26 protein-coding genes are annotated in these 26,621 nt (G+C 64.5%); 12 read left to right on the top strand and 14 right to left on the bottom strand.

The window, feature by feature from the left end; all coding sequences use genetic code 11:
* Window positions 1-360: 360 nt before the first annotated feature.
* The 5 genes from UP10_RS16820 to UP10_RS16800 all read right to left on the bottom strand — a co-directional run bounded on the left by UP10_RS16820 (window position 361) and on the right by UP10_RS16800 (window position 5,974).
* Window positions 361-1,101 (bottom strand): SDR family NAD(P)-dependent oxidoreductase, encoded by a 741-nt coding sequence (locus UP10_RS16820; RefSeq protein ID WP_044588436.1) that lies wholly within the window; start codon window positions 1,099-1,101, stop codon window positions 361-363.
* Between the two features lie 219 nt (window positions 1,102-1,320).
* Window positions 1,321-2,877, bottom strand: a complete 1,557-nt coding sequence (purF, locus tag UP10_RS16815; RefSeq protein ID WP_156180065.1) for an amidophosphoribosyltransferase — start codon at window positions 2,875-2,877, stop codon at window positions 1,321-1,323.
* 40 nt (window positions 2,878-2,917) lie between these two features.
* On the bottom strand, window positions 2,918-3,547 hold the full coding sequence (locus UP10_RS16810; RefSeq protein ID WP_044588435.1) for a CvpA family protein: 630 nt from the start codon (window positions 3,545-3,547) through the stop codon (window positions 2,918-2,920).
* 189 nt (window positions 3,548-3,736) lie between these two features.
* The gene (gene radA, locus UP10_RS16805; RefSeq protein WP_044588434.1) at window positions 3,737-5,221 is read right to left on the bottom strand and encodes a DNA repair protein RadA; all 1,485 of its coding nucleotides are present in this window, start codon (window positions 5,219-5,221) and stop codon (window positions 3,737-3,739) included.
* Between the two features lie 156 nt (window positions 5,222-5,377).
* Window positions 5,378-5,974: a hypothetical protein gene (locus tag UP10_RS16800; protein ID WP_197086835.1), complete on the bottom strand. Its 597-nt coding sequence runs from the start codon at window positions 5,972-5,974 to the stop codon at window positions 5,378-5,380.
* Between UP10_RS16800 and UP10_RS16795 the strand changes: the two genes are divergently transcribed.
* Window positions 5,967-7,412, top strand: a complete 1,446-nt coding sequence (locus tag UP10_RS16795; RefSeq protein WP_050043704.1) for a DUF5107 domain-containing protein — start codon at window positions 5,967-5,969, stop codon at window positions 7,410-7,412. The genes UP10_RS16800 and UP10_RS16795 overlap by 8 nt on opposite strands.
* A gap of 8 nt (window positions 7,413-7,420) precedes the next feature.
* Here UP10_RS16795 and UP10_RS16790 read toward each other — a convergent pair whose 3' ends face one another.
* From UP10_RS16790 to UP10_RS16775, 4 genes are all read right to left on the bottom strand, one after another.
* On the bottom strand, window positions 7,421-8,146 hold the full coding sequence (locus tag UP10_RS16790; protein WP_044588432.1) for a sulfite exporter TauE/SafE family protein: 726 nt from the start codon (window positions 8,144-8,146) through the stop codon (window positions 7,421-7,423).
* 460 nt (window positions 8,147-8,606) lie between these two features.
* Window positions 8,607-9,377 carry an exodeoxyribonuclease III gene (locus UP10_RS16785; RefSeq protein ID WP_044588431.1) on the bottom strand — a complete coding sequence of 257 codons (771 nt, stop codon included), beginning with the start codon at window positions 9,375-9,377 and terminating at the stop codon, window positions 8,607-8,609.
* Window positions 9,378-9,407: 30 nt separating this feature from the next.
* A complete protein-coding gene (alr, locus tag UP10_RS16780; protein WP_044588430.1) occupies window positions 9,408-10,670 on the bottom strand; it encodes an alanine racemase in 1,263 nt (420 codons plus the stop codon).
* 150 nt (window positions 10,671-10,820) lie between these two features.
* On the bottom strand, window positions 10,821-12,326 hold the full coding sequence (locus UP10_RS16775) for a replicative DNA helicase (RefSeq protein WP_044536463.1): 1,506 nt from the start codon (window positions 12,324-12,326) through the stop codon (window positions 10,821-10,823).
* Window positions 12,327-12,884: 558 nt separating this feature from the next.
* On the opposite strand from UP10_RS16775, the gene UP10_RS16770 reads away from it, so the two are divergent.
* Window positions 12,885-13,106, top strand: a complete 222-nt coding sequence (locus tag UP10_RS16770) for a hypothetical protein (RefSeq protein ID WP_044588429.1) — start codon at window positions 12,885-12,887, stop codon at window positions 13,104-13,106.
* 26 nt (window positions 13,107-13,132) lie between these two features.
* Here the strand turns inward: UP10_RS16770 and UP10_RS16765 are convergent, their stop codons facing one another.
* Window positions 13,133-14,386, bottom strand: coding sequence for a cyclopropane fatty acid synthase (locus tag UP10_RS16765; RefSeq protein ID WP_044588428.1), 1,254 nt, complete (start codon window positions 14,384-14,386; stop codon window positions 13,133-13,135).
* A gap of 258 nt (window positions 14,387-14,644) precedes the next feature.
* On the opposite strand from UP10_RS16765, the gene UP10_RS44320 reads away from it, so the two are divergent.
* From UP10_RS44320 to UP10_RS16750, 3 genes are all read left to right on the top strand, one after another.
* On the top strand, window positions 14,645-15,670 hold the full coding sequence (locus UP10_RS44320) for a hypothetical protein (RefSeq protein WP_044588427.1): 1,026 nt from the start codon (window positions 14,645-14,647) through the stop codon (window positions 15,668-15,670).
* 90 nt (window positions 15,671-15,760) lie between these two features.
* A complete protein-coding gene (locus UP10_RS16755) occupies window positions 15,761-16,375 on the top strand; it encodes a TetR/AcrR family transcriptional regulator (protein WP_044588426.1) in 615 nt (204 codons plus the stop codon).
* Window positions 16,372-16,833: a PaaI family thioesterase gene (locus UP10_RS16750; RefSeq protein ID WP_044588425.1), complete on the top strand. Its 462-nt coding sequence runs from the start codon at window positions 16,372-16,374 to the stop codon at window positions 16,831-16,833. The genes UP10_RS16755 and UP10_RS16750 overlap by 4 nt, the downstream gene beginning before the upstream one ends.
* A 39-nt stretch (window positions 16,834-16,872) precedes the next feature.
* Here UP10_RS16750 and rplI read toward each other — a convergent pair whose 3' ends face one another.
* The 4 genes from rplI to rpsF all read right to left on the bottom strand — a co-directional run bounded on the left by rplI (window position 16,873) and on the right by rpsF (window position 19,342).
* A complete protein-coding gene (gene rplI / locus UP10_RS16745) occupies window positions 16,873-17,475 on the bottom strand; it encodes a 50S ribosomal protein L9 (protein WP_044588424.1) in 603 nt (200 codons plus the stop codon).
* Window positions 17,476-17,524: 49 nt separating this feature from the next.
* Window positions 17,525-18,493 (bottom strand): DUF2232 domain-containing protein, encoded by a 969-nt coding sequence (locus UP10_RS16740; protein WP_044588423.1) that lies wholly within the window; start codon window positions 18,491-18,493, stop codon window positions 17,525-17,527.
* Between the two features lie 126 nt (window positions 18,494-18,619).
* Window positions 18,620-18,859, bottom strand: a complete 240-nt coding sequence (gene rpsR, locus UP10_RS16735; RefSeq protein ID WP_044536455.1) for a 30S ribosomal protein S18 — start codon at window positions 18,857-18,859, stop codon at window positions 18,620-18,622.
* Window positions 18,860-18,865: 6 nt separating this feature from the next.
* A complete protein-coding gene (gene rpsF, locus UP10_RS16730) occupies window positions 18,866-19,342 on the bottom strand; it encodes a 30S ribosomal protein S6 (protein ID WP_044536454.1) in 477 nt (158 codons plus the stop codon).
* 352 nt (window positions 19,343-19,694) lie between these two features.
* Between rpsF and UP10_RS16725 the strand changes: the two genes are divergently transcribed.
* The 7 genes from UP10_RS16725 (at window position 19,695) to mltG (ending at window position 26,617) form a co-directional block, all read left to right on the top strand.
* On the top strand, window positions 19,695-20,414 hold the full coding sequence (locus tag UP10_RS16725) for a TetR/AcrR family transcriptional regulator C-terminal domain-containing protein (RefSeq protein WP_044588422.1): 720 nt from the start codon (window positions 19,695-19,697) through the stop codon (window positions 20,412-20,414).
* A complete protein-coding gene (locus UP10_RS16720) occupies window positions 20,411-21,436 on the top strand; it encodes a fatty acid desaturase family protein (protein WP_044588421.1) in 1,026 nt (341 codons plus the stop codon). The genes UP10_RS16725 and UP10_RS16720 overlap by 4 nt, the downstream gene beginning before the upstream one ends.
* A gap of 187 nt (window positions 21,437-21,623) precedes the next feature.
* Window positions 21,624-22,577, top strand: coding sequence for an ACP S-malonyltransferase (gene fabD / locus UP10_RS16715; RefSeq protein WP_044588420.1), 954 nt, complete (start codon window positions 21,624-21,626; stop codon window positions 22,575-22,577).
* Between the two features lie 22 nt (window positions 22,578-22,599).
* Window positions 22,600-23,337: a 3-oxoacyl-[acyl-carrier-protein] reductase gene (gene fabG, locus UP10_RS16710; RefSeq protein ID WP_044536450.1), complete on the top strand. Its 738-nt coding sequence runs from the start codon at window positions 22,600-22,602 to the stop codon at window positions 23,335-23,337.
* A 288-nt stretch (window positions 23,338-23,625) separates the two neighbouring features.
* The gene (locus UP10_RS16705) at window positions 23,626-23,865 is read left to right on the top strand and encodes an acyl carrier protein (RefSeq protein WP_006020277.1); all 240 of its coding nucleotides are present in this window, start codon (window positions 23,626-23,628) and stop codon (window positions 23,863-23,865) included.
* 97 nt (window positions 23,866-23,962) lie between these two features.
* Window positions 23,963-25,228 carry a beta-ketoacyl-ACP synthase II gene (gene fabF / locus UP10_RS16700; protein WP_044588419.1) on the top strand — a complete coding sequence of 422 codons (1,266 nt, stop codon included), beginning with the start codon at window positions 23,963-23,965 and terminating at the stop codon, window positions 25,226-25,228.
* A 126-nt stretch (window positions 25,229-25,354) separates the two neighbouring features.
* Window positions 25,355-26,617: an endolytic transglycosylase MltG gene (gene mltG, locus UP10_RS16695; RefSeq protein ID WP_044588418.1), complete on the top strand. Its 1,263-nt coding sequence runs from the start codon at window positions 25,355-25,357 to the stop codon at window positions 26,615-26,617.
* The last annotated feature ends 4 nt before the right edge of the window (window positions 26,618-26,621 follow it).

Raw genomic sequence — 26,621 nt, 5'->3', positions numbered from 1 at the left:
TACGCAAGAAGCGCGTAATCCGCATCTCGCCCGCGCGATTGCCTCCCACGCGACGCACACTAATACCGGATTGCCCGACACTGACCAAACGGGCCAGCAAGCCGGCCCCCCTTTTTCCAGGCGCCGGTCGCCAAACCGTCCCAAACCGCCTTCCATGCCTGTTCCCCGAATGTTGCGGGGCCATCATCGATTCAGAGAATGGGACGCTCCGCAAGGGCGCGTCTGGAGATGTGTGCATATCGTAGGGCTCGACCGGGCGATCCAGTACGCGTGGCTTCTCGATTCAATCGCACCGCCTCTGGAATACTGGATCCCGCTTTCGCGGGGATGACGAGTGAAGGCGCGGCTCGCCGTTGTGCACTACGCCGGTGGCTGGAAACTCTGCAGCGCGCGCGCCTTGTAATCGTAGAGCTTGCCGGTCTCGGTCCACGCGGGAGAACACATCGGCAGGATGAATTCGGCGGCTTGATCGGGCGTGTCGAGCGTCATCGGGTCTTCGCCGGGAAACACCGTGGCGCGCATCCTGGTGCGGATCGGGCCGGGGCTGAACAGATTGACGCGCAGGCTGGTGTTGGCGGTCTCGTTGGCCCAGGAGCGCACCAGCGCGTCGAGCGCGGCCTTCGAGGCGGCGTAGGGGCCCTGATAGGCATTGGCCTTGTGGGCGGCACCCGAGGTGACGAACACCGCGCGGCCGGAATCGGACTGCCGCAGCAGAGGATCCATGCAGCGGATCAGCTGGAAGTTCGCGGTGACGTTGACCGCGAACACGTCGTTCCACGGCTTCAGTTCGATATGGCCGAGCGGCGAGGAAGGGCCGGCAACACCGGCATTGCCGACGAGGATATCGAGCTTGCCATGGCGCTCGTGCAGCGCCAGGCCGAGCCGGGCGATGCCCTCATAGTCGGTGAGGGTGAGCGGCACCAGCGTGGCGCTGCCGCCGTCCTTGCGGATCTCGTCGTCGAGCTCTTCCAGCCCGCCCTGCGTGCGCGCCACTGCCACGACATGTGCGCCGGCCCTGGCGAGCGCGACCGCAGTGGCATAGCCGATCCCGCGCGAGGCGCCGGTCACGAGGGCGATACGGGAGGCGAGGGGTTTTGTCATGATCTGTTTGTCCGCGTGTTTGCGGCGGTATTACAGACAGAAATGGCCGGGACAAGCCCGGCCATGACAGAAAAAGGTACCGTCATTCCGGGATGGCCCGTAGGGCCAGACCCGGAATCTCGAGATTTAGGGCACGAAGGCAAACAACTTCGAGATCCCCCGATGCGCAATTGCGCATCTGAGGTTCGCGCTCTGCGCGCCCCGGGATGACGCTTCGCGTCAGCTAGCCTCCGCCAGCAGCGACAATTGCCGCGGCTGCGGTTCGCTCTCGCTCTGATCGGTGAGGTGGGTCGGGTAGGCGCCGGTGAAGCAATGGTCGGCGAATTTCGGATTCGCCGGATCGCGGCCGGGATAGCCCATCGCGCGGTACATGCCGTCGATCGACAGGAAGGCGAGCGAGTCGGCGCCGATGATCTCGCGCATCTCCTCGACCGTATGCGTCGCGGCCAAGAGGCCGCCGCGGTCGGGCAGGTCGATGCCGTAATAATCGGGGTAGAGGATCGGCGGCGAGGCGAGACGGAAGTGGACCTCGCGGGCGCCGGCGTCGCGCATCATCCGCACGATCTTCATCGACGTGGTGCCGCGCACCAGTGAGTCGTCGATCAGGATGATCCGCTTGCCTTCGATCGCGGCGCGGTTGGCCGAATGCTTCATCCGCACGCCGAGCTCGCGCACGCTCTGGGTCGGCTGGATGAAGGTACGGCCGACATAGTGATTTCTGATGATGCCGAGCTCGAACGGCACGCCGGAGAACTGGCTGTAGCCGACCGCGGCGGGCACGCCGGAATCTGGCACCGGCACCACGACATCGACCTCGGGATGGCTCTCGCGCGCGAGCTGCGCGCCGAAGGCCTTCCGCACATCATAGACCGAGCGGCCGCCGACGATGGAATCCGGCCGCGAGAAATAGATGTATTCGAAGATGCAGGGCCGCGGCGGCATCGGCGGGAACGGCTTGTGGCTGTGCGCGCCGGTCTCGTCGAACACGATGATCTCGCCGGGCTCAATGTCGCGGACATATTTGGCGCCGATCATGTCGAGCGCGCAGGTCTCCGAGGTCAGGATCGGGCGGCCGTCGAGATCGCCGAGCACCAAGGGCCGGATGCCGAGCGGGTCGCGCGCGCCGACCAGCTTCTTGTTGGTCAGCGCCACCAGCGCATAGGCGCCTTCGATCGCGCGCAGCGCCTCGATGAAGCGGTCGATGAAACGGGAGCGCTTGGACTGCGCCACCAGATGCAGGATCACCTCGGTGTCGGAGGTCGACTGCATCATCGCGCCGCCCTTGACGAGCTCGCGGCGTAAGGTCAGGCCATTGGAGAGGTTGCCGTTATGGCCGACCGCGAAACCGCCGGCATTGAGCTCGGCGAACAGCGGCTGCACGTTGCGCAGGATGGTCGCGCCGGTCGTGGAGTAGCGGACATGGCCGACCGCGGCAGTGCCGGGCAGGCGCTCGATCACCTCGCGGCGGGAAAAGGTGTCGCCGACCAGGCCGAGGCGGCGCTCGGAGTGGAAGCGGCTGCCATCGAAGGAGACGATGCCGGCGGCTTCCTGGCCGCGGTGCTGAAGGGCGTGCAGGCCGAGCGCCGTGATCGCGGCAGCTTCGGAATGGTCGAAGATGCCGAACACGCCGCATTCCTCGCGGAGCGTGTCGCCATCCAGATCGAGGTCCAGGTCAGGGTTCAGGTCGCGGTGTCGGAGATCATCCCGCAATTCGATCGGGCCGAGGTCGAGGTCCTGTTGGTCGGCGTGATCTGAACTGGTTTGCATCTCGTTCATCGCCTCTCGTTAGGGCCCGAAAGTCACTTTAGCCCAAAAGCTATTGGCCCGCGGGTTTCTCGATCAGCTTTTTAAGGCTGTCGCGGGCAGGTTTGGTATAGCCGTCGCCCGACGCAGGCGCCGCCTGATCGGTATCAGCAGAATCATCGTCCGGCTTATTCTTTTTGAATTTCTTTAAGATGGTGTTCTCGGGGTCGTCAGGCAAGAGCGCCAGCAGCCATTCCCCGGTTCCCTGCAGCACCACCCGGGACTTCGCCCCGGTCACCCAGTCGGGCCGCTGCTTGTCCGGAACCAGCCAGACGAAGAACTGATAGGCCACGACGACGATCAGCAGGCCACGGGCGAGGCCGAACAGGAAGCCCAGGGTGCGGTCGAGCGCGCCGATCCGGGAATCCAGGATCATGTCGGAGATCCGCACCGTGATGATGGAGACCACGATCAGTGTGCCGATGAAGACGCCGGCCACCACGACCGCGGCCGCGATCGTGTCGTTATTGAAGTAAGTCTTGGCGGTCGGCAGCAGCTTCGAGAAAGCATACAGCGTGACCAGCGCCGCGGCGCCCCAAGCCGCGATCGACAGGATCTCGCGCATGAAGCCGCGCACCATGGCAAGCAGGCCCGAGATCAGCATCACCCCGAGCAGGACGAGATCAAGTATCGTTATCGGCATCGGCTGGTCAGGTCCGCTGGTACGTTCTGGGTACGCTGTTTTCTGAGCACGCTGTCTAAAAGCACTCGCGAATCGGCAAACTCGGTGCCGTCCTAACTGAGGGGGATCGGGCCCATCCGGCAAGGCCGGTAGGCAACCTTTCCCGCGCGCCGGATGTATAGCGGCGGAGGGCTGATACGTCACGCCGCTTTAGCTGGTCTCGCGACGGAATCGGGCCGGTGTGGCATTTTTCTCAACCGCTTCAGGGTCCCGCTGGGCGCCCGGGTCGCCTCTTGGCGTACCTCGGCCCCGTGGCGTCCCGAGCGCGGCGATTTCGGCGACCAGAGTGGTCAGATTGCCGACGCTGTTGAGGGTCAGCCCGGCGTCGCCGCCGACGTCGCCACGGGCCGATTCGGGCAGGATGGCGCGGCCGAAGCCGAGCTTGGCGGCCTCCTTCAGCCGCGCCGAGGTCTGTGCCACCGGGCGGACCGCGCCTGAGAGCGAAATCTCGCCGAAATAGACCGCATCGGTCGGCAATGGCGCGTTCACCAGCGACGACACCAGAGCCGCGGCCGCCGCCATGTCGGCGGCGGGCTCCTGGATGCGCAGCCCGCCGGCGACATTGAGGTAGACGTCGTGCCCGGACAGTTTGACCCCGCAATGGGCCTCCAGCACCGCCAGCACCATCGACAGCCGGCTCGGGTCCCAACCGACCACGGCGCGGCGGGGCGTGCCGAGCGAGGTCGGCGCCACCAAGGCCTGCAATTCGACCAGCACGGGACGGGTGCCCTCGATGCCGGCAAACACCGCCGTGCCGGGGCTGCCGAGATCGCGCTCGGACAGGAACAATTCGGAGGGGTTGGTGACCTCGCGCAAGCCGAGCCCCGTCATCTCGAACACGCCGATCTCATCGGTGGCGCCAAAGCGGTTCTTCGCCGCGCGCAGGATGCGGAATTGCTGCGAGCCTTCGCCCTCGAACGACAGCACCGCATCGACCATGTGCTCGACCACGCGGGGGCCGGCGATCTGGCCGTCTTTTGTCACATGGCCAACCAGGATGATCGTAGCGCCGGATTTCTTGGCAAACCGAATGAGGGCCTGCGCCGCGGCGCGGACCTGGGTCACCGTGCCCGGTGCTGACTCCACCGTGTCGGTCCACATCGTCTGGATCGAATCGATCACGATCAGGCGCGGCACGGCGCCTTCCGACAGCGTCGAGATGATGTCCTCGACCGAGGTCTCCGACGCCAATTGGACGGGCGCATCCGCCAGCCCGAGCCGCTCGGCGCGGAGCCGCACCTGCGCCACCGCCTCTTCGCCGGAGATGTAGACCGCGCGATGCCCGGCGCGCGCCATCATGCTGGTCGCCTGGGTCAAGAGCGTCGATTTGCCGATGCCGGGATCGCCGCCGACCAAGAGCACCGAGCCGCGCACAAAACCGCCGCCGGTGACGCGATCGAGCTCGGCCATGCCGGAGGAGGTGCGCGGGGCATCCTGGCTTTTGCCGGTCAGGCTTTCGAGCGCGAATGTCCGCCCCTTGCGCTTGGAGCGGATCGAGACCGGCATCGAAGTCGCGCCAGTCGTGTCCTCCTCGGCCAGCGTATTCCACTCGCCGCAGGACTCGCACTTGCCCTGCCAGCGATTATACGCCGCGCCGCAGTTCTGGCAGACAAAGGAGAGGGTCGATTTGGCCATTACTGCTCAATGCAATGAAGAACAAATATAGAACATTTGTGCTGGTCTGTCCAGTCGGATCATGACTTTGCGATTCCGTCCGCCAGCGACGCCGCGAGGTTTCGCCCCTCAGAACATTTCTCGGCGACGCGAGGAAGGTTTGAGTCATTCCACGCGCTATTTCAAAACGCGAACTGCGATCGACGGGGCGGGCCAAAGCTGCAGCCGGTAGTGATCGTCGCCCTCCAGGCCATTCACCGATAGCCTGTCGAGTGCGCCGTACGAGACGCGCACCCGGTAGGTGCCCGGCGAGACCTCGATGCGCATCGCATCGGGGAAGTAATCGGTGCAACGGGCGATCACGATACGCCCGGATGTAATGTCGAGGCAGGCTTCGACGACGTGGTCCCATTCAGCGAAATCGTCGACCGGCTCGCCGTCGAGAATCGTCACCGAGACCGGAACATGCATGTTGCGCACGGTGCCGATCCCGACCATCCCTGGTGCCATCGCGAGCAACCGGTCAACCGCTTCCTCCGTCCATGCCTCGGATAGGTCGCCGGATGCAGGTTCGTCCTGAATGTAGAACTGGAAGTAGTCGGCAAACAGCGAGAGTTCGAATGACGTCATTATCGGGCGCCCTGTCGGCCGGTGCCAGACGAGCATACCACGGCTCGCCCCGCATGACACGGTTGGCGCCCCGGCATGGATGTCCGCGGACGCATCGATCGGGTAGAATTGCCGCTCCCGTTCGAAGGCAATTTCAATGGCCATTCTTGCTGCCCGTCTTGTCCGCATCTGCATCGCGGTCGCCCTGGTTTCGGCGGTCTGTGCGCCTCACGCCAGCGTACTTGCGGCGTCGCCTAGGCCCGACAGCGTGTCGCTCACGGAGTCGACGATCAGCTGGAGCACCGTCAAATACGCAACCACGGCGGACAACGGATTCGTCGACGGCTCGCTCGACAAGACTGTCATCGTCGACCGAACCTTCCGCACCCAGGTGCTCGAGAACCGCTATCTGAAGGTGACGCTGGTGCCTGAATTCGGCGGGCGCATCCTGTCGATCGTGTACAAGCCGACCGGTCACGAACAGCTCTATCGCACCGAGGTGGGCGTGCCCTACGGGATGAAGGCCGGCAATTTCTATTACGACTGGCTGATGGTCTACGGCGGCATTTTTCCGACCTTTCCGGATCCCGAGCACGGCCGGACCTGGCTGAAGCCGTGGGAGTTCCGGGTGGTGAAGCAGACAGAAACCGAGGTGACGGTGGCGATGTCGCTGAAGGACGACTTTGCCTATTCCGCGGCACCGAAGCGTTTCACCGGCGAGACCGGCATCGAGGCGACCACCTATGTCACGCTGAAAGCCGATCGCGCCGCGGTCGATGCGCGCGTGGTGCTCAGAAATACCCAGGCCAAGCCGATCGATTACGAATACTGGACCTGCGCGACGCTGGCGCCGGGCTCCGATCCGCAGCATCCGAGGACCACCGCCGCCGCCGAGATCATCGCGCCGGTTACGACCTACACCACGCCTGTATGGTCGGCGAACATTGCCGAGGGCGACGCCCGCACGGGTCCGGACACCCATCGTTTCGAAAAGCTGCGTGACTTCAAAAACTGGCCGACGATGGGCATCGCCTATGCCGTGCCCGACATGCAGGGCGGAAACTTCTGGGGCGTGATCAACCACGACAATGAAGAGGGCATCATCCGCGTCGCCGACAATCATGTGACTCGCGGATTGAAGATGTGGACGTGGGGATTTCCCTCGTTCACCAACGAAGCCGATGCCCGCAAGGCGCCGACCGAAGCGCAGCCTTACGTCGAGTTGTGGGCCGGCGTGTCCGACCAGTTCTTCCACCCCGCGCACCTTGCCGCGCTCGGCGAAGTGTCGGTTACGGAAACCTACAGCCCGACCGTCGGCATGAGCAACGTGACCCAGGCCAACGAGAACATCCTGGTCAATTTCTCGGCGGACGCATCCCACGCAAACCTCCAGTTCTTCAGCATCGCGCCGGCCGCGCCGTTGCGGATCACGCTGAAGCGCGGCGATGCCGTAGTGTTCGACGAGATCGTGGCCGCCGACCCGAAGAACGGAAATCATCTGTCGGCGACACTTCCCTCCGGCGGCAGCGGCGATCAGGTGCGGCTGACGATCCGCAGCGCTGATGGCAAGGAACTGATCGCGGCCGAGGCGACAATCAAATAGATTGCCAGCTAGGACGTTGTCGCCGACCACAACAGCGACGCGCCCGCCAACAGCATGATGCCGTCCATCAACAGCCGGAACATTTCGGGCTTGAGGTGCAGCACGAAGCGCTTGGCGATGAAGGCGCCCGACATCAGTGAGGCGCCGGCGATCAGGCCTTTGAGCGCGACGTCCGATGTCAGCGCGCCGAAGCGCTCGAAGGTGACGGACTTGCTGAGATAGAGCCCGAGCGAACTCGCAGCTTCGGTGGCGAGGAACGCGCCCTTGGTGAGGCCGTAGAACAGAAACAGCGGCACGCTGAGCGGACCGGTCGAGACCACGATTCCGGTGAGATAGCCGATCACGGCGCCGCCGATCGCCAAATGCCAGAGCTTGGCTTTCAATTCATGCCGCGCAAGCCAGTGCCGCACCGGCACCATCGCGATCAGGAACACACCGATCGCGACGTCGACCGCATGCGAGGGCAGCGCCAGCAGCGTCCGTGCGCCCAGCGCCGCAGCAGGGATTCCGGTGACGGAGTAGGCGGCGCAGGCGCGCCAGTCGACCTCGCGCCACCAGGCCAGGATACGCGAGAGGTTGGCCATCACGGCTGCGACCGCCATGATCGGCACGGCCTGCTTCGGCCCGTACTGATAGACCAGCACCGGCATCAGCATGATCGACGAGCCGGTGCCGACTATTCCTGAAATGGTGCCGGCGATCAGGCCGACGATGAGGACGAAGAGAAAGCCCACGCGCGTGCTCCCGGACCGGATTGCCCCCGCCACATCTACCGCTGTCATCGCCCGCCAACGGGTCGCGCGAATGCGCGCCCGATGACAGGCTCCGGCGGGCGACCCAGTATGCCGCGGCCTCTCGGCTCAAGCACAGCCGCCTCTGGAATACCGGATCACCCGCATGCGCGGTGATGACACCGAATCTAGAACAAGACGAAGTATCTAGAGCAAGATGAAGTCGGGTTGAATCGGTCTTGCCGCAGACTGGCTGCACCTCTTCCGCTTGCGGGGGCCGCGCCTGCAGGATTTCGGAATATTCGAATAATATCGCTGATTTGCCTGACGTGTCAAGTCGCCAGGTCGAAGGCCGTCCGCCGCCGGTTACTTTGCATGGGGTTGTTTTCGATATTTTGGCAACACGCCCCCTCATCTCTGGCTAGACGAAGCCGCGCGCCTCACATTCCCTGTCTTCCGCCCATCACCTCAACACCACCCACGCCGGCGCGTGGTCGCTGGCACCATCTTCGCCGCGGATATCGCGGTCGACGCCGGCTTTCACCAACCGCTCAGCCACCGCCGGGCTGAGCAGCAGATGATCGAGCCGCAGGCCGGCATCGCGCGGCCAGCGATTGCGCTTGTAGTCCCAGAAGGTGAACATCGGCTGCGTCGGATGCAGTGTGCGGATCGCATCGCACCAGCCCTGATCGACCAGCGCCTTGAACGCGGCGCGGGTTTTCGGCTGGATCAGCGCATCCTTGTCCCAGGAGCGCGTCGGATAGATGTCGAGCGCGGTGGGCGCGACATTGTAGTCGCCGGCGAGCACGACCGGGACGTCCTGCTTGAGCAGTTTTGCCGCGTGCGCGCGCAGCCGCTTGAACCAGGCGAGCTTGTACTCGAACTTCGGTCCAGGCTGCGGATTGCCGTTCGGCAGATAGAGACTGGTGACGACGATGCCGCGCACCGCGGCTTCGATGTAGCGCGCCTCGTGGTCGTCGCGGTCGCCGGGCAGGGCGGTGCGGATCAAGACCGGCTCGGCCTTGCGCGCGAGGATGGCGACCCCGTTCCAGGTCTTCTGTCCGCACCACACCGCGCCGTAGCCGGCCTTTTCAATTGCGGCCAACGGAAACTCGGCATCGGAGGCCTTGAGCTCCTGCAGGCTGACGACATCGGGCTTCGCCGCGCGCAGCCAGCGCAGCAGGTTCGGCAGCCGGCGGTTGATATTGTTGATGTTGAAGGTCGCGATCTTCATGGCAATGGACGATCGCGCGCTCGCGTGCGGTCAGCTCGAGGCCGGCATTTGCTCGGGCAAAGGTGGCGGTGCGGCCGGCGCAGCGCCCGTCTCGTCCTTTGCGATAGCGTCGGCCTTTACGGCGACGGCATTGCCGCCCTTGTAGATCCGCAGGAAGCGGCGGCCGAGGCTGGTCAGCACCTCATAGCCGATCGTGCCGAAATGATGCGCGACCTCGTCGACGGTGATGCCTTCGCCGATCAGCGTCACCATGTGGCCGCGCCGAACGGCATTCTTGTCGAGATCGGTGATGTCGACCGCGATCAAATCCATCGAGATCCGGCCTGCGATCGGGCAGCGCTTGCCGGCGGCCACGACCTCGGCGCCGCGGGTGCCGTCATTGGCGCTGGCCGCGCGGAAATAGCCGTCGGCATAGCCGGCCGCGACGATGGCGAGGCGGGTCGGCCGCCGCGCGGTCCAGGTGCCGCCATAGCCGACGGTCTCGCCGCGGTCGATGTTGCGGATCTGGATGATGCGCGCCTTGAGGTCGACCACAGGCTGCATCGGATTGTCGGCCTCTGGCGTCGGGTTGACGCCGTAGAGCGCGCAGCCCGGCCGCACCAGCTCGAACTGGAACTGGCCGCCGAGGAAGACGCCGGAGGAGTTTGCCAGCGACGCCGGCACGCCGGTGAACAGGCTCGCGATCTCGCGGAACGCCGACAGCTGTTTTGCATTGGCGGGATTGTTGAGCGCCTCGGCGGAGACGAGGTGGCTCATGACCAGCGTGATGCCGTGGTCGCCGGCATTGATGCGCGGGATGATGCCCTGGGCTTCGGTGACTGTCAGTCCGAGCCGGTTCATGCCGGTGTCGATATGGATGGCGGCGCCGCCGGACCAACCGGAGCGGCGGCAGAACACGTCCCATTCGGCGAGCTCGTTGAGATCGCCGATCACTGGCTTGCAGTCGATCTTGGCGTGGGCGTCGCCGGAATTCTGGAAGAATCCGCCGAGCGAATAGAGCGTTGCGGCCGGGGCGGCCGCGCGAACAACCGCGGCTTCCTCGACATTGGCAACAAAGAAGGTCTTGCAGCCGGCATTGGCAAGCGCGCGGGCGACCTGCTCGGCGCCGCAGCCATAGGCGTTGGCCTTGACCACGGCGGCGCATTCGGCCGGTACCGCGGTCTTCTCGAGCTTGCGCCAATTGGCGATGATGGCGTCGAGGTCGACGGTCAGGATGCCGGTGGCGGTCGGATGGGCCGCCAGCAAATTGGCTTCGGGGGTCAGCTGCGATTTCGCGTCGGTCACGATGTTCATGCGGCAGTTGTACCCGCCGGGCTAGCGGTGTTCAACCGCGTCGCTCCGCTGGAGCCCTTTCCATTCCGATGGAATCGGAATGGGGCTCTAGATTCTTGTTTTGACGCGTTTTCTTCACGCGAACCGGTATCCACTTCGCTCGAAAACGCTTTAGTAGGAGGGGCGATCCGGAACCAGTCCATCCGATGCAAGGTCGCCGAAGCGGGTGACGCTGGCCTCGAAGTGCAGTTCGACCGTGCCTGTCGGGCCGTGGCGCTGCTTGCCGATGATGACTTCGGCCTTGCCGAGCGCTCGCTCCATTTCAAGTTGCCAGGTCGCGTGCTCCGCGGTGCCGGGTCGCGGCTCCTTGTTGGCGAGATAATATTCCTCGCGGTACACGAACATCACGACGTCGGCGTCCTGCTCGATCGAACCGGATTCACGCAAATCCGAGAGCTGCGGCCGCTTGTCCTCGCGATTTTCGACCTGACGCGAGAGCTGCGACAGCGCGATGATCGGGACGTTCAATTCCTTGGCCAGCGCCTTCAAATTGGTGGTGATCTCGGTGATTTCCTGCACGCGGTTTTCGTTGCCGCGCTTGTTGGAGCCCTGCAACAGCTGAATGTAGTCGATCACGATCAGATCGAGGCCCTTCTGGCGCTTGAGGCGACGGGCGCGCGCGGTCAGCTGCGAGATCGAGAGACCGCCGGTTTCGTCGACATAAAAGGGCAGCGACTGCAGCTCGATCGAGCAGTCGCGGATCTTCTCGAAGTCCAGTTCGCTGATGCCGCCGCGGCGGATCGAGCTCGAGGGGATGCCGGTGCGTTCGGCCAGAATACGGGTGGCGAGCTGCTCGCCGCTCATTTCGCAGGAGAAGAAGCCGACCGAGCCGCCGTTGATCGCCTTGGTAGTGCCGTCCGCCTGCACCTCGCCCTGATAAGCTCTGGCGATGTTGTAGGCGATGTTGGTGGCGAGCGAGGTCTTGCCCATGCCGGGACGGCCGGCGAGGATGATGAGGTCGGAGGACTGCAATCCGCCCATCTTGGTGTCGAGGTCGCGCAGGCCGGTCGAAATTCCCGACAATTTGCCGTCGCGCTGGAACGCTTTCGCCGCCATGTCGACGGCAACCGTGAGTGCCTGCGAGAAGCGCTGGAAGCCGCCGTCATAGCGGCCGGTCTCGGCAAGGCCATAGAGCTGGCGTTCGGCGTCCTCGATCTGCGCGCGCGGGGCAAAATCGACCGGAGCGTCGAAGGCGACGTTGACGATGTCCTCGCCGATTTTTATCAGGTCGCGGCGCAGGCTGAGGTCGTAGACGGTACGGCCGTAGTCCTGCGCGTTGATGATGGTGGTGGCTTCGGCGGCGAGGCGGGCGAGGTATTGGCTGACCGTCATGCCGCCGATGTCGGTATCCGCCGGCAGGAAGGTCTTCAGCGTCACCGGGGTTGCCACCTTGCCCATCTTGATCAGCGAGCTTGCGGTCTCGTAGATCGTCTGGTGCAGCGGCTCGAAGAAGTGTTTCCCCTCCAGGAAGTCGGAGACCCGGTAGAAGGCGTCATTGTTGACCAGTATCGCGCCCAGAAGGCTCTGTTCCGCTTCGATGTTGTGCGGCGCACTGCGAAAGGCCGGTGTTCCGGCGTCGGGTGCAAGCTTGTGGACGTTCGAATCAATCAAGGCCATGGACGAGCTTATTCTTCTGATTTCGTCGTTACTGAGATTTTCAGATTTGGATTTTCGGAGTTGGGCCGGGGATCAAGCGCCAGCCCGGCACGAAGCGAAAGGACGGATGTGCCTTATGCACGATTCACACAACGTGTTGTACGAATCGCGCAAGCCCCGATGCATTCCGCTTGACGGGGTTTGGTCCAAAACCGGCCGGACCGCGGCCAATCAGCAACGTTGATGGAAAATGTGCGACGCGCCCTGAACCTTTTCGCGCGCTGGGCCCACAGAAAGGCGAGGGGGCGGTTCGCGCCGCGTCCTCAGACCAGGATGAGGAATGCGAGTGCGATCAACGCGGCGGCAACGCCGGTTGCGATCAAGACGTAATCGGTCGCGATATCGCGCTGTGGGTCCAACATCGACTGGTGCGTTTCTGGGGCCATTCCGGACCACTACGACAGACCGGACGTGGCCTCTGTGAAGCAGATCACACCGGCCGCATTTTCTTTGCGGCAGGCTCTCGGGAACTCCCGGATGACTTCCGGGTTGATCCCGCCCAGGTGAGATACGGTGACAATGGCTCGAGAGTTTCAGACATCGCAGTTTCAGGTCGCCCGGGCGGACAGCGTCGACCGGCGCTGGCTATCGACGCTGATCGGCGCCATGGAGCAGGCCGGCCGTCCGGACCTCCGGAACGTTCCCTGCGATCCCAAGGTGATATCCACCGTGACGGCGCACCTGGCGCGGCCGGCAACGGCCTTCGCCCATTGCGGCTCAGCTTACAGCCTCCGGAACTAGACTGCTTTCGAGCGAATCCGCCGGATCTACTCGCCGGCGAGTTGCAGTCGCGGCTGGGCAGCCTTCTGTTCCCTGGCGCGCAGCCTTGCTTCCTCGTGCATGATATAGTCACGGGTCATCGGCACAACGCCCTGGCGTTTGGTGAGTTGGAGCTGGAAGTTCATCAAGTTCTGTACCCGGAACGACATTTCCGACCCAGCAAGATAGAATTCCCACATCCGGGCAAAGCGCTCATCATAGAGTCGGACGGCCTCCTCGCGCCGTGCCATGAACCGCTCGCGCCATGCCTTCAGCGTCTCGGCATAGTGCAGCCGCAGGATCTCCATGTCGCAGACCAGAAGGCCCGCCTGCTCGATTGCGGGCATGACTTCCGAGAGCGCCGGAATATAGCCGCCGGGGAAGATGTATTTCCGGATCCAGGGGCTGGTGACGTCGGGCCCGGTCGAGCGGCCGATCGAATGCAGCATCATGACACCGTCATCGCTCAGGAGTTCGGCGCAGCGCTTGAAGAAGGTTTCGTAGAAGGCGACCCCGACATGCTCGAACATGCCGACCGAGACGATGCGGTCGAACGGGCCGGGGGTGTCGCGGTAGTCCTGCAGCAGGAAGCGCGCCGACTGCCCCAGATTTCGCTCGGCCGCGCGCGCGTTGGAAATCTGCAATTGCTCGGTCGACAGCGTGACGCCGGTGACGTCAGCCCCGGTCATCTCTGCGAGATAGATTCCAAGCCCGCCCCAGCCGGAGCCGATGTCGAGGATGCGGTCGCCGGGCCGGACCAGGAGTTTCGCGGCGAGGTGACGCTTCTTGGCGAGTTGGGCGTCGTCCAGCGTCGCGTCGGGCGTCTCGAAATAGGCGCAGCTGTATTGCTTGTCGGCGTCGAGGAAAAGCGAGTAGAGGCGGCCATCGAGATCGTAGTGACGGGCGACATTGTCCCTGGATTTGCCGCGCAGATTGAGCTGCTGGGCGCGCCGTCCGAGGAAGCGCAGCCAGGCTTGCAGCCGGGCAAAGTTCGGCAGCATTTTTGCCTGACCCATCAGGATCGCCAGCGCATCCGCGATGGTGCCTTGCTCCATCACGAACGTGCCGTCCATGAAGGCTTCGCCGAGATAGAGCTCGGGATCGAGCAGGATGCGCCTTTCGGCCGAATTGGTCAGGAAACGAGCGGCAACCGGAGTGCCGCTGCCGTCGCCGCAGGTGAATTTCATCCCGCTGGCGGTCGTGAACGTCACCGAACCGCGGCGGATGAATCGCCCCAGAAAATATCGCAACAATCGGTCCATCGAAGCACCAACGGAACGGCAAGCTGCTTGCGCCTGACACCCCTGGAATTGTTCGTTTCAGCGTGTCCCCGTCAGAAAGATAGTCGGCGTTTTCGAATGCACTATTGCGTTGTCGTCAAAGCCGATATTCCGAAATGTGACAATCACGTGGATGCGTCATAGATGCGCTTCCATTCGCATCATAATCGGCTAAAAGGTGGCCGCCGCCGCCCGTCCATGATGCGGGGCGGTATTTTTCCTGATTCTGGAGACCTAGGAATGTCGAGCCGAGCCCTCAGCCTGGCCACGGTGATGCTTCTGATTGGCTGCCTGTCGGCAGGATCGGCGCACGCGCAAAACCTCGAGGCCGGCAAGAGCCCCTCCCAGATTTTTTCGAACACGTGCACGGCCTGTCACAAGAGCCCGCGCGGCCTGCTGAAAACGGTGCCGGCCTCGTCGCTGCCGGGCTTCCTGCGCCAGCACTATACGACGTCGAGCGACATGGCCGGCGTGCTGTCGTCCTATCTGATCTCGAATGGTGCGAACGATCAGCGCTACCAGGCCAAGGATCCGCCCAAAGGAACGAAGGGCGCCGGGAAGGATGCCGGGCAGGACGCCAAGCAATCGGCTTCGCCGGAGCAGGCCGAGCGCCCGGGCCGTCGGCAGCATCCGGCCGCGGCGCCGCAGGAGGCGGTCAAGCCTGACGCGGATGGGCTGACGCAGCAGGGCGAGGCCCACCCTGGCCACAAGGGCAAGCGCCTCGCGCGTCCGAGCGAGCCTGTGGAGGGCGCCAAGCCGGCCGATGGTCAAACGCCGGAAGCCGCAGGTGAGGGCAAGCCATCGCGCCACAAGCTCGGCCGGCGCGGCAAGCCGGTCGAAGAGAAGCCCGACGATGCGGCCAAGGATGCGGCGAAGGGCGAAACACCGAAGGACGATTCCAAGGCCCAGACTGTGAAGGGCGAGGACAAGGGCGAAGCCGAGAAGCCGACGGGCGCCAAATCTTCGTCTGACAAGTCTTCATCTGACAAATCCGATAGCGCCAAGGTGGATGCGCCCAAGGAAGCCGTCGGCAGCGAGCCCGCCCCGCTGCGGTCGGATCCAGTTCCTCCCGTCACGCCGGCTCCTCCGGCCGCAACCGCGGCTCCTGCTGCGTCGTCGTCGCCGGCTCCCGCTGCCGCGCCTCAGCCGGCTGCGGCCGCGCCGCCCGTGCCGGCGCCAGCGCCGCCTCCGGTGACGGCCGCCGCGCCACCCCCATCGCCTGCCGCCACGCCGGCCGGGCCGCCGGAACCCCCGATCTCAAGGTAATCAGCCAATGCCGAGCCATCAGGGCCAACGCTTGACGTCAATTAGAGTAAAACTCTAGAGTAATGATCTAGGCGGGAGACGAGCCGAGTGATGAGCCGGGTGACCACAGCGCGCGAGGATCTGTTGGCGGCGGGGCTCGCGGTGTTCGACCAGGATGGATTCGAAGGGGCGACGGTTGCCGTGATCCGAACCCGGGCGCGCGCGTCCAATGGCAGCTTCTTCCATTTCTTCGCGTCGAAGAAGGATCTCGCCGGAACCCTGTTCCTCGACATCCTGCAGAGCTACCACGCCGCGATCGTGTCCTCGGTCGACGCGAGATGCGGCGCGCGCGAGGGCGTTGCGCGCCTGATCCACGCGCATCTCGAATGGGTCGTGACCAACAGGCGCGAGGCGCGCTTCCTGTTCGAGATTTCGCGCAGCGAATGGAGCGACGAGGTGCGCGGCGCCCAGCGCGCCGAGAATTCGCGGCTCGCCGAAGGGATCGAACGCTGGCGGGCGCCGCTGCTGGCGCGCGGCGAATTGCTGCCGATGAGCGCGATCCTGTTTTTCAGTCAGATCATCGGGCCGGCGCAGATCTTCTGCCGCGCCTATCTGTCGGGCCGCGATCGCAGCGATCCGCGCGACCAGGTCGAGACGCTGATTGCCTGCGCAATCCGCGCGGTGGTGGCGCCGGGTGCACAGGGACAAGCAGGAGGGGTGTCATGACTGAAACAGATCCGGACTTTGCGCCGATCGCGACACGGATTCGCAACAATGTCGGCCGGCAGGGCTTCATGGGCCATGTCGGCGCCGAATTGGCGGAGTTGTCGCGCGGCGCCTGTACGCTCGCGGTCGATCGGCGGCCCGAGCTGTTGCAGCAGCACGGGCTGTTTCACGGCGGGGTGACGGCGTTTCTCGTCGACAACGCCACCACGATCGCGGCCGCGACGTCGCGCGGGCAGCCGGCGCTGACCGCCGAGTTCAAGCTGAACCTGCTGTCGCCGGCCTCAGGCGATCGCCTGATCTGCCGCGCGCGGGTGATCAAGCCGGGACGCCAGGTTGCGGTCGTCGCGGCCGACGTGTTCTGCGTGATCGACGGCAAGGAAAAGCACACCGCGACCGCATTGGCGTCGATCGCGATGCTGGACGACGAGGCGATGGCACGAATCCAAAGCCCGGCCTGATCAGGCCGGGCTTCAGTCGGTCGTACGATGGTGACGCGCTTACTTGTCTTCTTCGGCGGCCGGGGCTGTCTCGGCGTCGTCGTGCTGGGCTTCCGGATCGAAGAATTCGCCGGCGGCGGCGAGCGCCTCGGCGGCGGCGTCCTGGTCTTCCTGGCGGGTCGAGATGTCCTCGCCGCGCTTGATGCGCTCGGCCTCGTCGGCAGAGCGGGCGACCGTCACGGAGATGCTGGTCTCGACTTCGGGGTGGACGGCGATCGTCACCTTCTGCTTGCCGATCACCTTGATCGGCGAGTCCAGCCAGACCTGCGCACGCGAAACCGTGACGCCGTCAGCGGCGAGCGCGTCGGCAATGTCGCGGACCGAGACCGAGCCGAACAGCTGGCCGGATTCGGAGGCCTGGCGGATGATGACGATTTCGCGACCATTGATCTTCTCGGCGACCTTGCTGGCTTCACCCTTGGCCTGGATGTTGTTGGCCTCGAGCTCGGCCTTCATGCCGTCATACTTGGCGCGGTTTGCCTCGGTGGCGCGCAACGCCTTGCCGCGCTTCAGCAAGAAGTTGCGGGCGAACCCGTCCTTGACGCGCACGACTTCGCCCATCTGGCCAAGCTTGGCGACACGTTCCAGCAGAATGACTTCCATTTTCGTTCTCCTTTAGATGTTAAGTTGGATTGAGTGGTTGGATCGAAACTCAGGATGCGGGCAGCGGCGGCGGTCTCGAGCGCAGATAGCGCTGCCGCACTCCGAACAGGGCGTCGGTGATGCCCAGCGCAACGACCGCGACGATCGGCCAGGCGAATACGACGACGACGACATAGGTGCCGGCCAGCCAGAAGCTGCGGCTGGTGAGCGACAGTGTCAGCGTGTGCAGCACGGCGAAGCCGACGAGCGCATAGGCGATCACCAGCGCGGTCGTGACGATCTGGGCCAGCATGGCGATCGTACCGCCGACGAAACAGAGGCCGAGCGCCACCAGCAGCGCGACCAGCGTCATCGGCGGCAGCACGGTGCTTCGGAGTTCCGGCCATGGCCGATGCAGTCGCCCCGAGGTCTGCGTGACCTTGCCCGCGAGCCACAAATTCAGCGTCAGCGTCACCATCGCGACCATCGTTGCGGCGAGCGGCGCGATTATCACCAGCCAATCGACGACCCGTTCGATGTCGCCACTGGGCTGCTCGTCGGCCGCGGTGGCTGCAGTGAAGACCCTGAGGAGGCCGTGTCGCAGCGTGGCGGTGATCGTCTCGGCATCCGAGCCGAGCGTCAGCAGCGCGCCGGTGGTGGTGAGGACGGCAAATGCCGCGATCCAAAGCAGGATGCGGCCGACCGGATACCATTCGATCAGGGGCTGCGCCGGTTCGACGGCTTCGCCGGCGACTGGCCGCCCGAGCAGCGCGAGATGGCCGAGCCACCAACTGGGCAGGGCGACCATCACGGCAAAGGCGATGCAATAGGGGAGCCCGAAGATCGCGCCGAGGCTCGCAGCCGCAGCGATGCCGCCGATGGTGGCGGCAAGCGGTCCCCAGCCGAGCGCTGTCACCATCAGCGGCAGCGGGGCAAGATAGAACAGCAGCAACGAGATCAGCGCGCCCGATACGATCGAGGCGAACATCAGCGCCGACGCAGCGCCGGCCGCAATGGCTATCAGGACTATTGCGATCATCAGCTGTCCCGCTCCTTTCGAGCGGTTAGAGGTACTCTCTCGAGAACCCCAACCATCGGCGACCGGACGACCCGGAAGCCTTATGAAGAGTGGCGGCCGGCGGCGTGTGCCGCCGGCCGTCAAGGATTAGCGAATGACGTAGGGCAAGAGGCCGAGGAAACGCGAGCGCTTGATGGCGCGGGCGAGTTCACGCTGCTTCTTGGCCGAGACGGCCGTGATGCGGCTCGGCACGATCTTGCCGCGCTCCGAGACGTAACGCATCAGGAGCTTGGAGTCCTTGTAGTCGATCTTCGGCGCATTCGCGCCGGTGAACGGGCAGGACTTGCGACGACGGAAAAATGGGCGGCGGGCGCCAGCTTCAGCCATGATTCTTTACTCCTCGGTCGCTGCTGGTTCTTCATCGCGCGGACGGCGCGGGCCACGATCGCCGCGGAAGCCGCCGCCATCGCGATCACGATCACCACGGAAACCACCTTCGCGGTCGCCACGGAATCCGCCGCCGCGATCATCGCGCTCGCGGTCACGGTCGGCCTTGCGCATCATCGCCGACGGGCCTTCCTCGTGCTCTTCGACGCGCACGGTGAGATAGCGGATGACGTCTTCGCTGATCCGCTCCTGGCGCTCGATCTCGGTGACGACAGCCGACGGTGCGTCGATGTTCATCAGCACGAAATGCGCCTTGCGGTTCTTGTTCATGCGGTAGGTGAGGGAGCGCACGCCCCAATTCTCGGTCTTGGTGACCTTGCCGCCGCCCTGTTCGACGATTCCCGTCATCTGGGCCGTCAGTTCTTCCACCTGCTGGGTGCTCGCGTCCTGACGCGCGAGGAAAACATGCTCGTAGAGAGCCATGGGTGTCCTTTCCTGTGTTGGCGCGGAGCCCAGCGACAAGCCCTTCGAGACCTTCGGAAAGGACTCGATGTTGCTCAGAAGGCGGAAGCACGGGACGACGGGCCGACTGGCCCTATCACATCAAAATCAACAGGTGATTTGCTGAGACCGTCCGTTCAGCTCCCGGCCGGGACCCCACGGATGGCGCGGTTTATACGGATTTTGAGCGGGATGGCAAGCATTCTCGACCTGCCTCGGGACTTCAATTCGCCCGGCAGCCAGTCCCGGAGGCGCTTCGTAGGCCGGAGGAGCCACCAGTTTCAGGTTGATTTTCTTGTTTGTATGTCATACAAATAAACTTGAGGGTACGATCATGGATCCCGATGCGAGCGGCCAGATGCCCGATCCGAAGCACACCGCGCGCGCCACGCGGTCGGCGGGGCGCAAGATGCGCTCGCTGCTGCTTGATGGCGCCAGCCGGCTGTTCAGGGAGCGCGGGCTCTCCGGGACGTCGATCTCGGATATCGCCGCTGCGGCGGACGCCTTTCCGAGCCAGATCACCTATTACTTCCGCACCAAGGAGGCGCTGTTCGTCGAAGCCGCCTGCCGCGACATGCTCTATGTGGCGCGCGCAGCCGAGCAGGCTGCGCTGCAGGCTACCACGCCGCGCGATTACACCCGCACGCTGGTGGAGACCGTGACCGCGGCCGATTCGGTCGCCTTCTTCGCGGAGGCGCTGACCATGACCCGGCGCCGGCAGGATCTGGCGCCGCTGGTCGAACGCACCATCGAGCGGCTGCACGGCGAGGGGGCGCGGGCCTATGCCGGCCAGATCGAGCGCCATGGCTGGCGCTCGCTGCGCGACCCCGATGCAACGTCGCGCCGGTTCTGGGCGGTGGCGATCGGCGTGATGGTCGAAGGCTACGCCATGGGCCGCTCGCCAGACCAACTCGCCGCTGAGATGCTGCGGGTGCTCGGCGAACAGGCGGCCGCAACATCTGCAACGGCGATATCGGCAAATGACGGGCCACGCCTGCGCCTGGTCGGTGAACGTGGCACTGTGACCTCATCAGGCGAGGAGAGTGCATCATGACCGCGCTTCGCATGCGTGCCCGCGATTTCCTGACCGAGGAAGAGCTGATTGCGGTTCGGCAGCGCACGACATGGAGGGGCGCAGCGCTGATCGCGCATGCATGGGCGCTGATCCTGGGCGCGATCGCGCTCGTCGCATGGTGGCCCAATCCGCTGACCTATCTGCTTGCGGTTGCGGTCATCGGCTCGCGCCAGCTTGGCCTGGCGATCCTGATGCATGACGGCGCGCATGGCTGTCTTTCGGCGGACGAGAAGACCAATTTGACGCTGAGCCAATGGTTCTGCGCCTATCCGATCTTTGCCGAGACCCGCGGCTATCGCCGCTATCACCTGCAGCATCACGCCCGGACGCAGCAGGAGAATGATCCCGATCTCGTGCTGTCGGCGCCGTTCCCAATCACGCGGCCAAGCTACCGCCGCAAGTTCATCCGCGATATCACCGGACAGACCGGCTACCAGCAGCGCAAGGCGCAACTGCTCAACGCGATCGGGCCGAGCGAATGGCCGTTGTCGCGGCGCGCCGCGCATTTCTGGGAAAAGCTCGGCCCGCAATGCGTCATCAATGCGGTGCTGTTCGCAGGCCTCGCCGCGGCCGGCGTGTGGTGGGCCTATCCGCTGTTATGGCTGGTGCCGCTACTGACCTGGATGATGGTGATCACGCGGATCCGCAACATCGCCGAACATGCCGTCGTGCCCGACAGCTCCGACCCCTTGCGCAATACCCGCACCACGCGCGCCAATGTCCTCGAACGCCTGTTCATCGCGCCCTATTACGTGAACTATCATCTCGAGCATCATCTGCTGTTCTACGTGCCCTGTTACAACCTGCCGCGCGTCCACCGTATCCTGAGCGAGAGCCGCTATGCCGATCGGATGGAGGTGCAGCCGGGCTATGCCGCCGTGCTGCGGCTTGCGACCGGCAGGCCCGACCACGAGGATCGCCCGGGGCAATTGGTCAACAGCGCGCGCCGGGCGCAGGCCGGTGCCAAGGTTAACGCCGACCAGAATGCCGGCGGGTTCTAGCCCGAGGCGGTCCGGCATCCCCAGGGTTCCGCCGGCGCGGCTTGACATGGCGGCCGTCATCAGTGTCTTACGGCCCGTTCAGGGCATGGTCGGACCCGCCGAGGCGCCTTTCGCCATGCGGACACCGTAGCGACAAACGCGTAGCGTTTGCGGGGGAAGATCACGCTCAACAAGGTAGGGAGCGCCGATGACGGCAGCATTTACGTTTCCCGGGCAGGGCTCGCAGGCAGTCGGCATGGGCAAGGCCCTGGCCGAGGCTTTTCCGGTGGCCAGGGCGGTGTTCGACGAGGTCGATTCCGCGCTCGGCGAGAAGTTGACCGCGACCATCTGGGATGGTCCGGCCGAGACGCTGCAACTGACCGAAAATGCGCAGCCAGCCCTGATGGCGGTCTCGATCGCAACCTTGCGCGTGCTTGAAAGCGAAGCCGGTTTCTCGGTCGGCCGTGACGCGGTCTTCGTCGCCGGGCACTCGCTTGGCGAGTATTCGGCGCTGGCGGCAGCCGGCAGCCTGACCGTCAGCGACACCGCGCGGCTGTTGCGTACCCGCGGCCTGGCCATGCAGAAGGCCGTGCCGGTCGGTGCCGGTGCTATGGCCGCATTGCTCGGCCTCGATTACGAGACCGCTGTTGCGGTCGCCAGCGAGGCCGCCCAGGGGCAGGTCTGCCAGGCCGCCAACGACAATGGCGGCGGGCAGGTGGTCGTTTCGGGCGACAAGGCTGCCGTTGATCGCGCCGTGGAGATCGCAAAGGCCAAGGGCGCCAAACGCGCAATGCTGTTGCCGGTATCGGCACCTTTCCACTGCAAGCTGATGCAGCCGGCGGCGGATGCGATGGCGCAGGCGCTGGCCGGCGTCGCCATCAGGGCGCCCGCGGCGCCGCTCGTCTCCAACGTGCTGGCCTCTGCCATCACGGATCCCGACGAGATTCGCCGCCGCCTGATCGAGCAGGTCACGGGCACCGTGCGCTGGCGCGAGTCGGTAGCCTATATGGCAGGCCAGGGCGTCACACGGTTCTTCGAGATCGGCGCCGGCAAGGTGCTGAGCGGGCTGGTCAAGCGCATCACGGACGGCGCGGTCGGCGTGTCCGTCAGCGGTCCCAACGATATTGCGGCGGCCAAGGACGCATTGGCAGCTTCGGCGTAAACAGCCGCGAGAGGAGATTTTGATGTTCGATTTGACCGGCAAGACAGCGCTCGTCACGGGTGCAACCGGCGGCATCGGCGGCGCGATCGCCCAGGCGCTGCACGCGCAGGGCGCAACGGTTGCGATTTCAGGGACGCGCCGCGAGGTGCTGGATGGCTTTGCCGCCAAGCTTGGCGAGCGCGTTCACGTGCTGCCCTGCAATCTCTCGAGCAAGGACGACGTCGAGGCCCTGGTGCCCGCGGCGGAAAAGGCGATGGGCCAGGTCGACATCCTGATCGCCAACGCCGGCATCACCCGCGACAACCTGTTCGTGCAACTGCGCGACGAGGACTGGGACGATGTCATCGCGGTCAACCTGACCGCGACCTTCCGCCTCGCGCGCGCGGCGACCAAACTGATGATGCGCAAGCGCTTCGGCCGGATCATCGCCATCACCTCGATCGTCGGCGTCACCGGCAATCCGGGGCAGGGCAATTACACCGCCTCGAAGGCCGGCCTTATCGGCCTGATCAAGACGCTGGGTGCCGAATATGCCAAGCGTGGCGTGACTGCCAACTGCATCGCGCCGGGTTTCATCAAGACGCCGATGACGGACGCGCTCAATGACAAGCAGCGCGAGACCATCCTCGCGAAAGTTCCTGCGGCGCGGCTCGGAACGCCCGAGGACATCGCTGCCGCGGCAGTCTATCTGGCTTCGAACGAGGCCGCTTACGTCACCGGACAGACGATTCACGTCAATGGTGGGATGGCTATGATTTGAGCTGCTTACTGGCTCTCGCAATGCGGCGAAAGGCCGTTTTCGGGAGCCGGTTCAGGCGTGTAGTCAAGGCTTGGGAAGTATGATAGCTGAACCCCCCACGGATGGGCAAAGAACGCCATTGCAGGATTTTGAAACCCTGTATATTGGCGTGGCGACGCCTGCCGTTCGCCGGGGCTTAGTCGGCTACGACCGGGCCGAATCAAACTATGCGCGATTGAGTAAATCGAGACGACCACGATGGCTCGTATCGTCTTGGGGTCGGGTCCAATGGAACAACGAGGTTGAACGATGAGTGAGATTGGCGAGCGGGTTAAGAAGATTGTGGTCGAACATCTCGGTGTCGAACCGGAAAAGGTGGTCGATGCCGCCAGTTTCATCGATGACCTCGGCGCCGACAGTCTCGACACGGTCGAGCTCGTGATGGCCTTCGAAGAAGAATTCGGCTGCGAAATCCCGGACGATGCCGCGGAAACGATTCTGACCGTCGGTGACGCGACGAAATTTCTTGAGAAGAACGCGAAGAGCTGACGCCTTTTCGCGAGGTTGACGGAGCCGGACGGACCGTTGTCGAACGGTCCCCCGGTTTCTTACTATTGGCCGCCCGTTTCGGGCCGGAGAGACTGAGATGAGGCGAGTTGTCGTCACGGGGCTGGGCATGGTTACACCGCTCGGCTGCGGCGTTGACGCAACTTGGGCGCGCATTCTCGCCGGACAAAGCGGTGCGACGAAGATCGATACCTTCGAGGTGTCCGATCTGCCGAGCAAGATCGCCTGTTCCGTGCCGCGCGGCGATGGGTCCGACGGCACCTTCAATCCCGATCAGTGGATGGAGCCAAAGGACCAGCGCAAGGTCGACGACTTCATCATCTTTGCGATGTGTGCGGCCAAGCAGGCGCTCGACGATGCCAACTGGCATCCCGAGACCGAAGACGACAAATGCGCGAGCGGCACGATGATCGGCTCCGGCATCGGCGGCCTTTCGGGCATCGCCGAGACTGCGATCATTCTGAAGGAGCGCGGGCCGCGCAAGGTCTCGCCGTTCTTCATTCCCGGCCGTCTGATCAACCTGGCATCGGGTTACGTCTCGATCGCGCACGGCCTCAAGGGACCCAATCATTCGGTAGTCACCGCCTGCTCGACCGGCGCGCACGCCATCGGCGACGGCGCGCGGCTGATCGCGCTCGGCGATGCCGACGTGATGGTGGCTGGTGGCGCCGAGTCGCCGATCAGCCGCATCGGTATTGCCGGATTCTGCGCCGCGCGCGCACTTTCCACTGGCTTCAACGAGACGCCAGAAAAGGCATCGCGTCCGTACGACAAGGACCGCGACGGTTTTGTCATGGGCGAGGGCGCCGGCGTCGTGGTGCTGGAAGAGTATGAGCACGCGAAGAGCCGCGGCGCGAAGATCTACGCCGAGGTGACCGGCTACGGTCTGTCCGGCGATGCCTATCACATCACCTCGCCGTCGCCGGATGGCGATGGCGGCTTCCGCAGCATGCGCATGGCACTGAAGCGGGCCGGCCTCACGCCATCGGACATCGACTATATCAACGCCCACGGCACCTCGACGCAGGTCGGCGACGAGATCGAACTCGGCGCGGTCGAACGCCTGCTCGGCAATGCGGCCTCGAAGGTCTCGATGTCGTCGACCAAATCTGCGACCGGACATCTGCTCGGTGCGGCCGGCGCGATCGAGGCGATCTTCGCGATTCTTGCGATTCGCGATAATGTCGTGCCGCCGACCATCAACCTCGACAATCCGTCGGTCCAAACGGCGATCGATCTTGTGCCCCATACGTCGCGCAAGCGCGAGGTCAATGTGGCATTGTCCAATTCGTTCGGTTTCGGAGGCACCAACGCCTCCGTGATCGTGCAACGCGTAGCGAATTAGTCGTTGTTTTGAACTAGTCCACCGTTTTGCCGTATTCTGCGGTGACTCCTGATAGCGGGCGTATGCTATTGGCTGGGCAGGGGTTTGTCCGGCCACGATTGAACCGGCAGGATTTGGTTTGCATCGATGAGTGAGAGGCCGCCCATTTCACCGAGGAGTCCGCGCGCCGCGTTGGAGCCTGAGCAGGTTCCGCCGCCGCCGAAGCGTTCCGAGCGCGCCCGCAATCCGTTCGTGATCGTCGGCAACGCCATCTTCACCCTCCTGATCATCCTGATGATCGGCGCTGGAACGACGTACTACTACGGCAGGCAGACCCTGGAATCGCCTGGGCCGCTGCTGGAAGACAAGATCGTCAACATCCCGGCCCGCGCCGGCAAGCGCGACATCGCGGACGTGCTCCAGCGCGAGGGCGTGATCAACGTCAATCCCTGGATATTCATCGGCAGCGTGTATGCGCTAAAGGCAAGCTCCGACCTCAAGCCCGGTGAGTATTCGTTCCAGAAGAATGCGAGCCTGCGCGACGTCATCGCCACCATCGTCGAGGGCAAGGTGGTGCAGCACGCCATCACCGTTCCGGAAGGTCTGACCTCCGAGCAGATCCTGTCGCGGCTCTCCGACAACGACATCTTCACCGGCTCGGTGCGCGAAATTCCGCGTGAGGGAACGCTGTTGCCCGAGACCTACAAGTTCCCGCGCGGCACCACGCGGGACCAGGTGATCCAGCGCATGCAGCAGGCGCAGAAGCGTGTGCTGGCCGAAATCTGGGAACGCCGCAATGCCGACACGCCGCTGAAGTCGCCGGACCAGCTCGTGACGCTGGCCTCGATCGTCGAGAAGGAGACCGGTCGTGCCGACGAGCGCAGCCGCGTCGCCGCTGTCTTCGTCAACCGCATGCGGCAGAAGATGAAGCTGCAATCCGATCCGACGATCATCTATGGGCTGGTCGGTGGCAAGGGAACGTTGGGCCGCCCGATCAAGCGCAGCGAGATCACCCAGCCGTCGCCCTACAACACCTATGTGATCGACGGCCTGCCGCCCGGACCGATCGCCAATCCCGGCCGCGCTTCGCTGGAGGCGACTGCCAATCCGGCGCGCACGCGCGACCTGTTCTTCGTTGCTGACGGGACCGGCGGTCACGCCTTTACCGAAACCTACGACCAGCACGCCAAGAACGTCGCCAAGCTGCGCACGATGGAAAAGCAGATCCAGAACGACACCGTCGAGCCCGCGGATGATCAGCCGCCGGCCGCCGCCACGGCGCCCGCATCAGCCGATACCAGTCCCACGGCGACCACGCCCCCGAAGCCTACCAATCAGAAGAAGCCCCCGCGTGGCGGTCGTCAGGGCGCTGCCCAGCAGACCAATGTGCCGCCCGTGGTGCAGCGCTAACCTC

Origin of the sequence: Bradyrhizobium sp. LTSPM299 (genome assembly GCF_000938235.1) — a bacterium.
In the GTDB taxonomy this organism is placed as follows: Bacteria; Pseudomonadota; Alphaproteobacteria; order Rhizobiales; family Xanthobacteraceae; genus Bradyrhizobium.
Note: the sequence above shows the minus strand (reverse complement) of the source record. Positions and strands in the feature narration are given on the sequence as shown.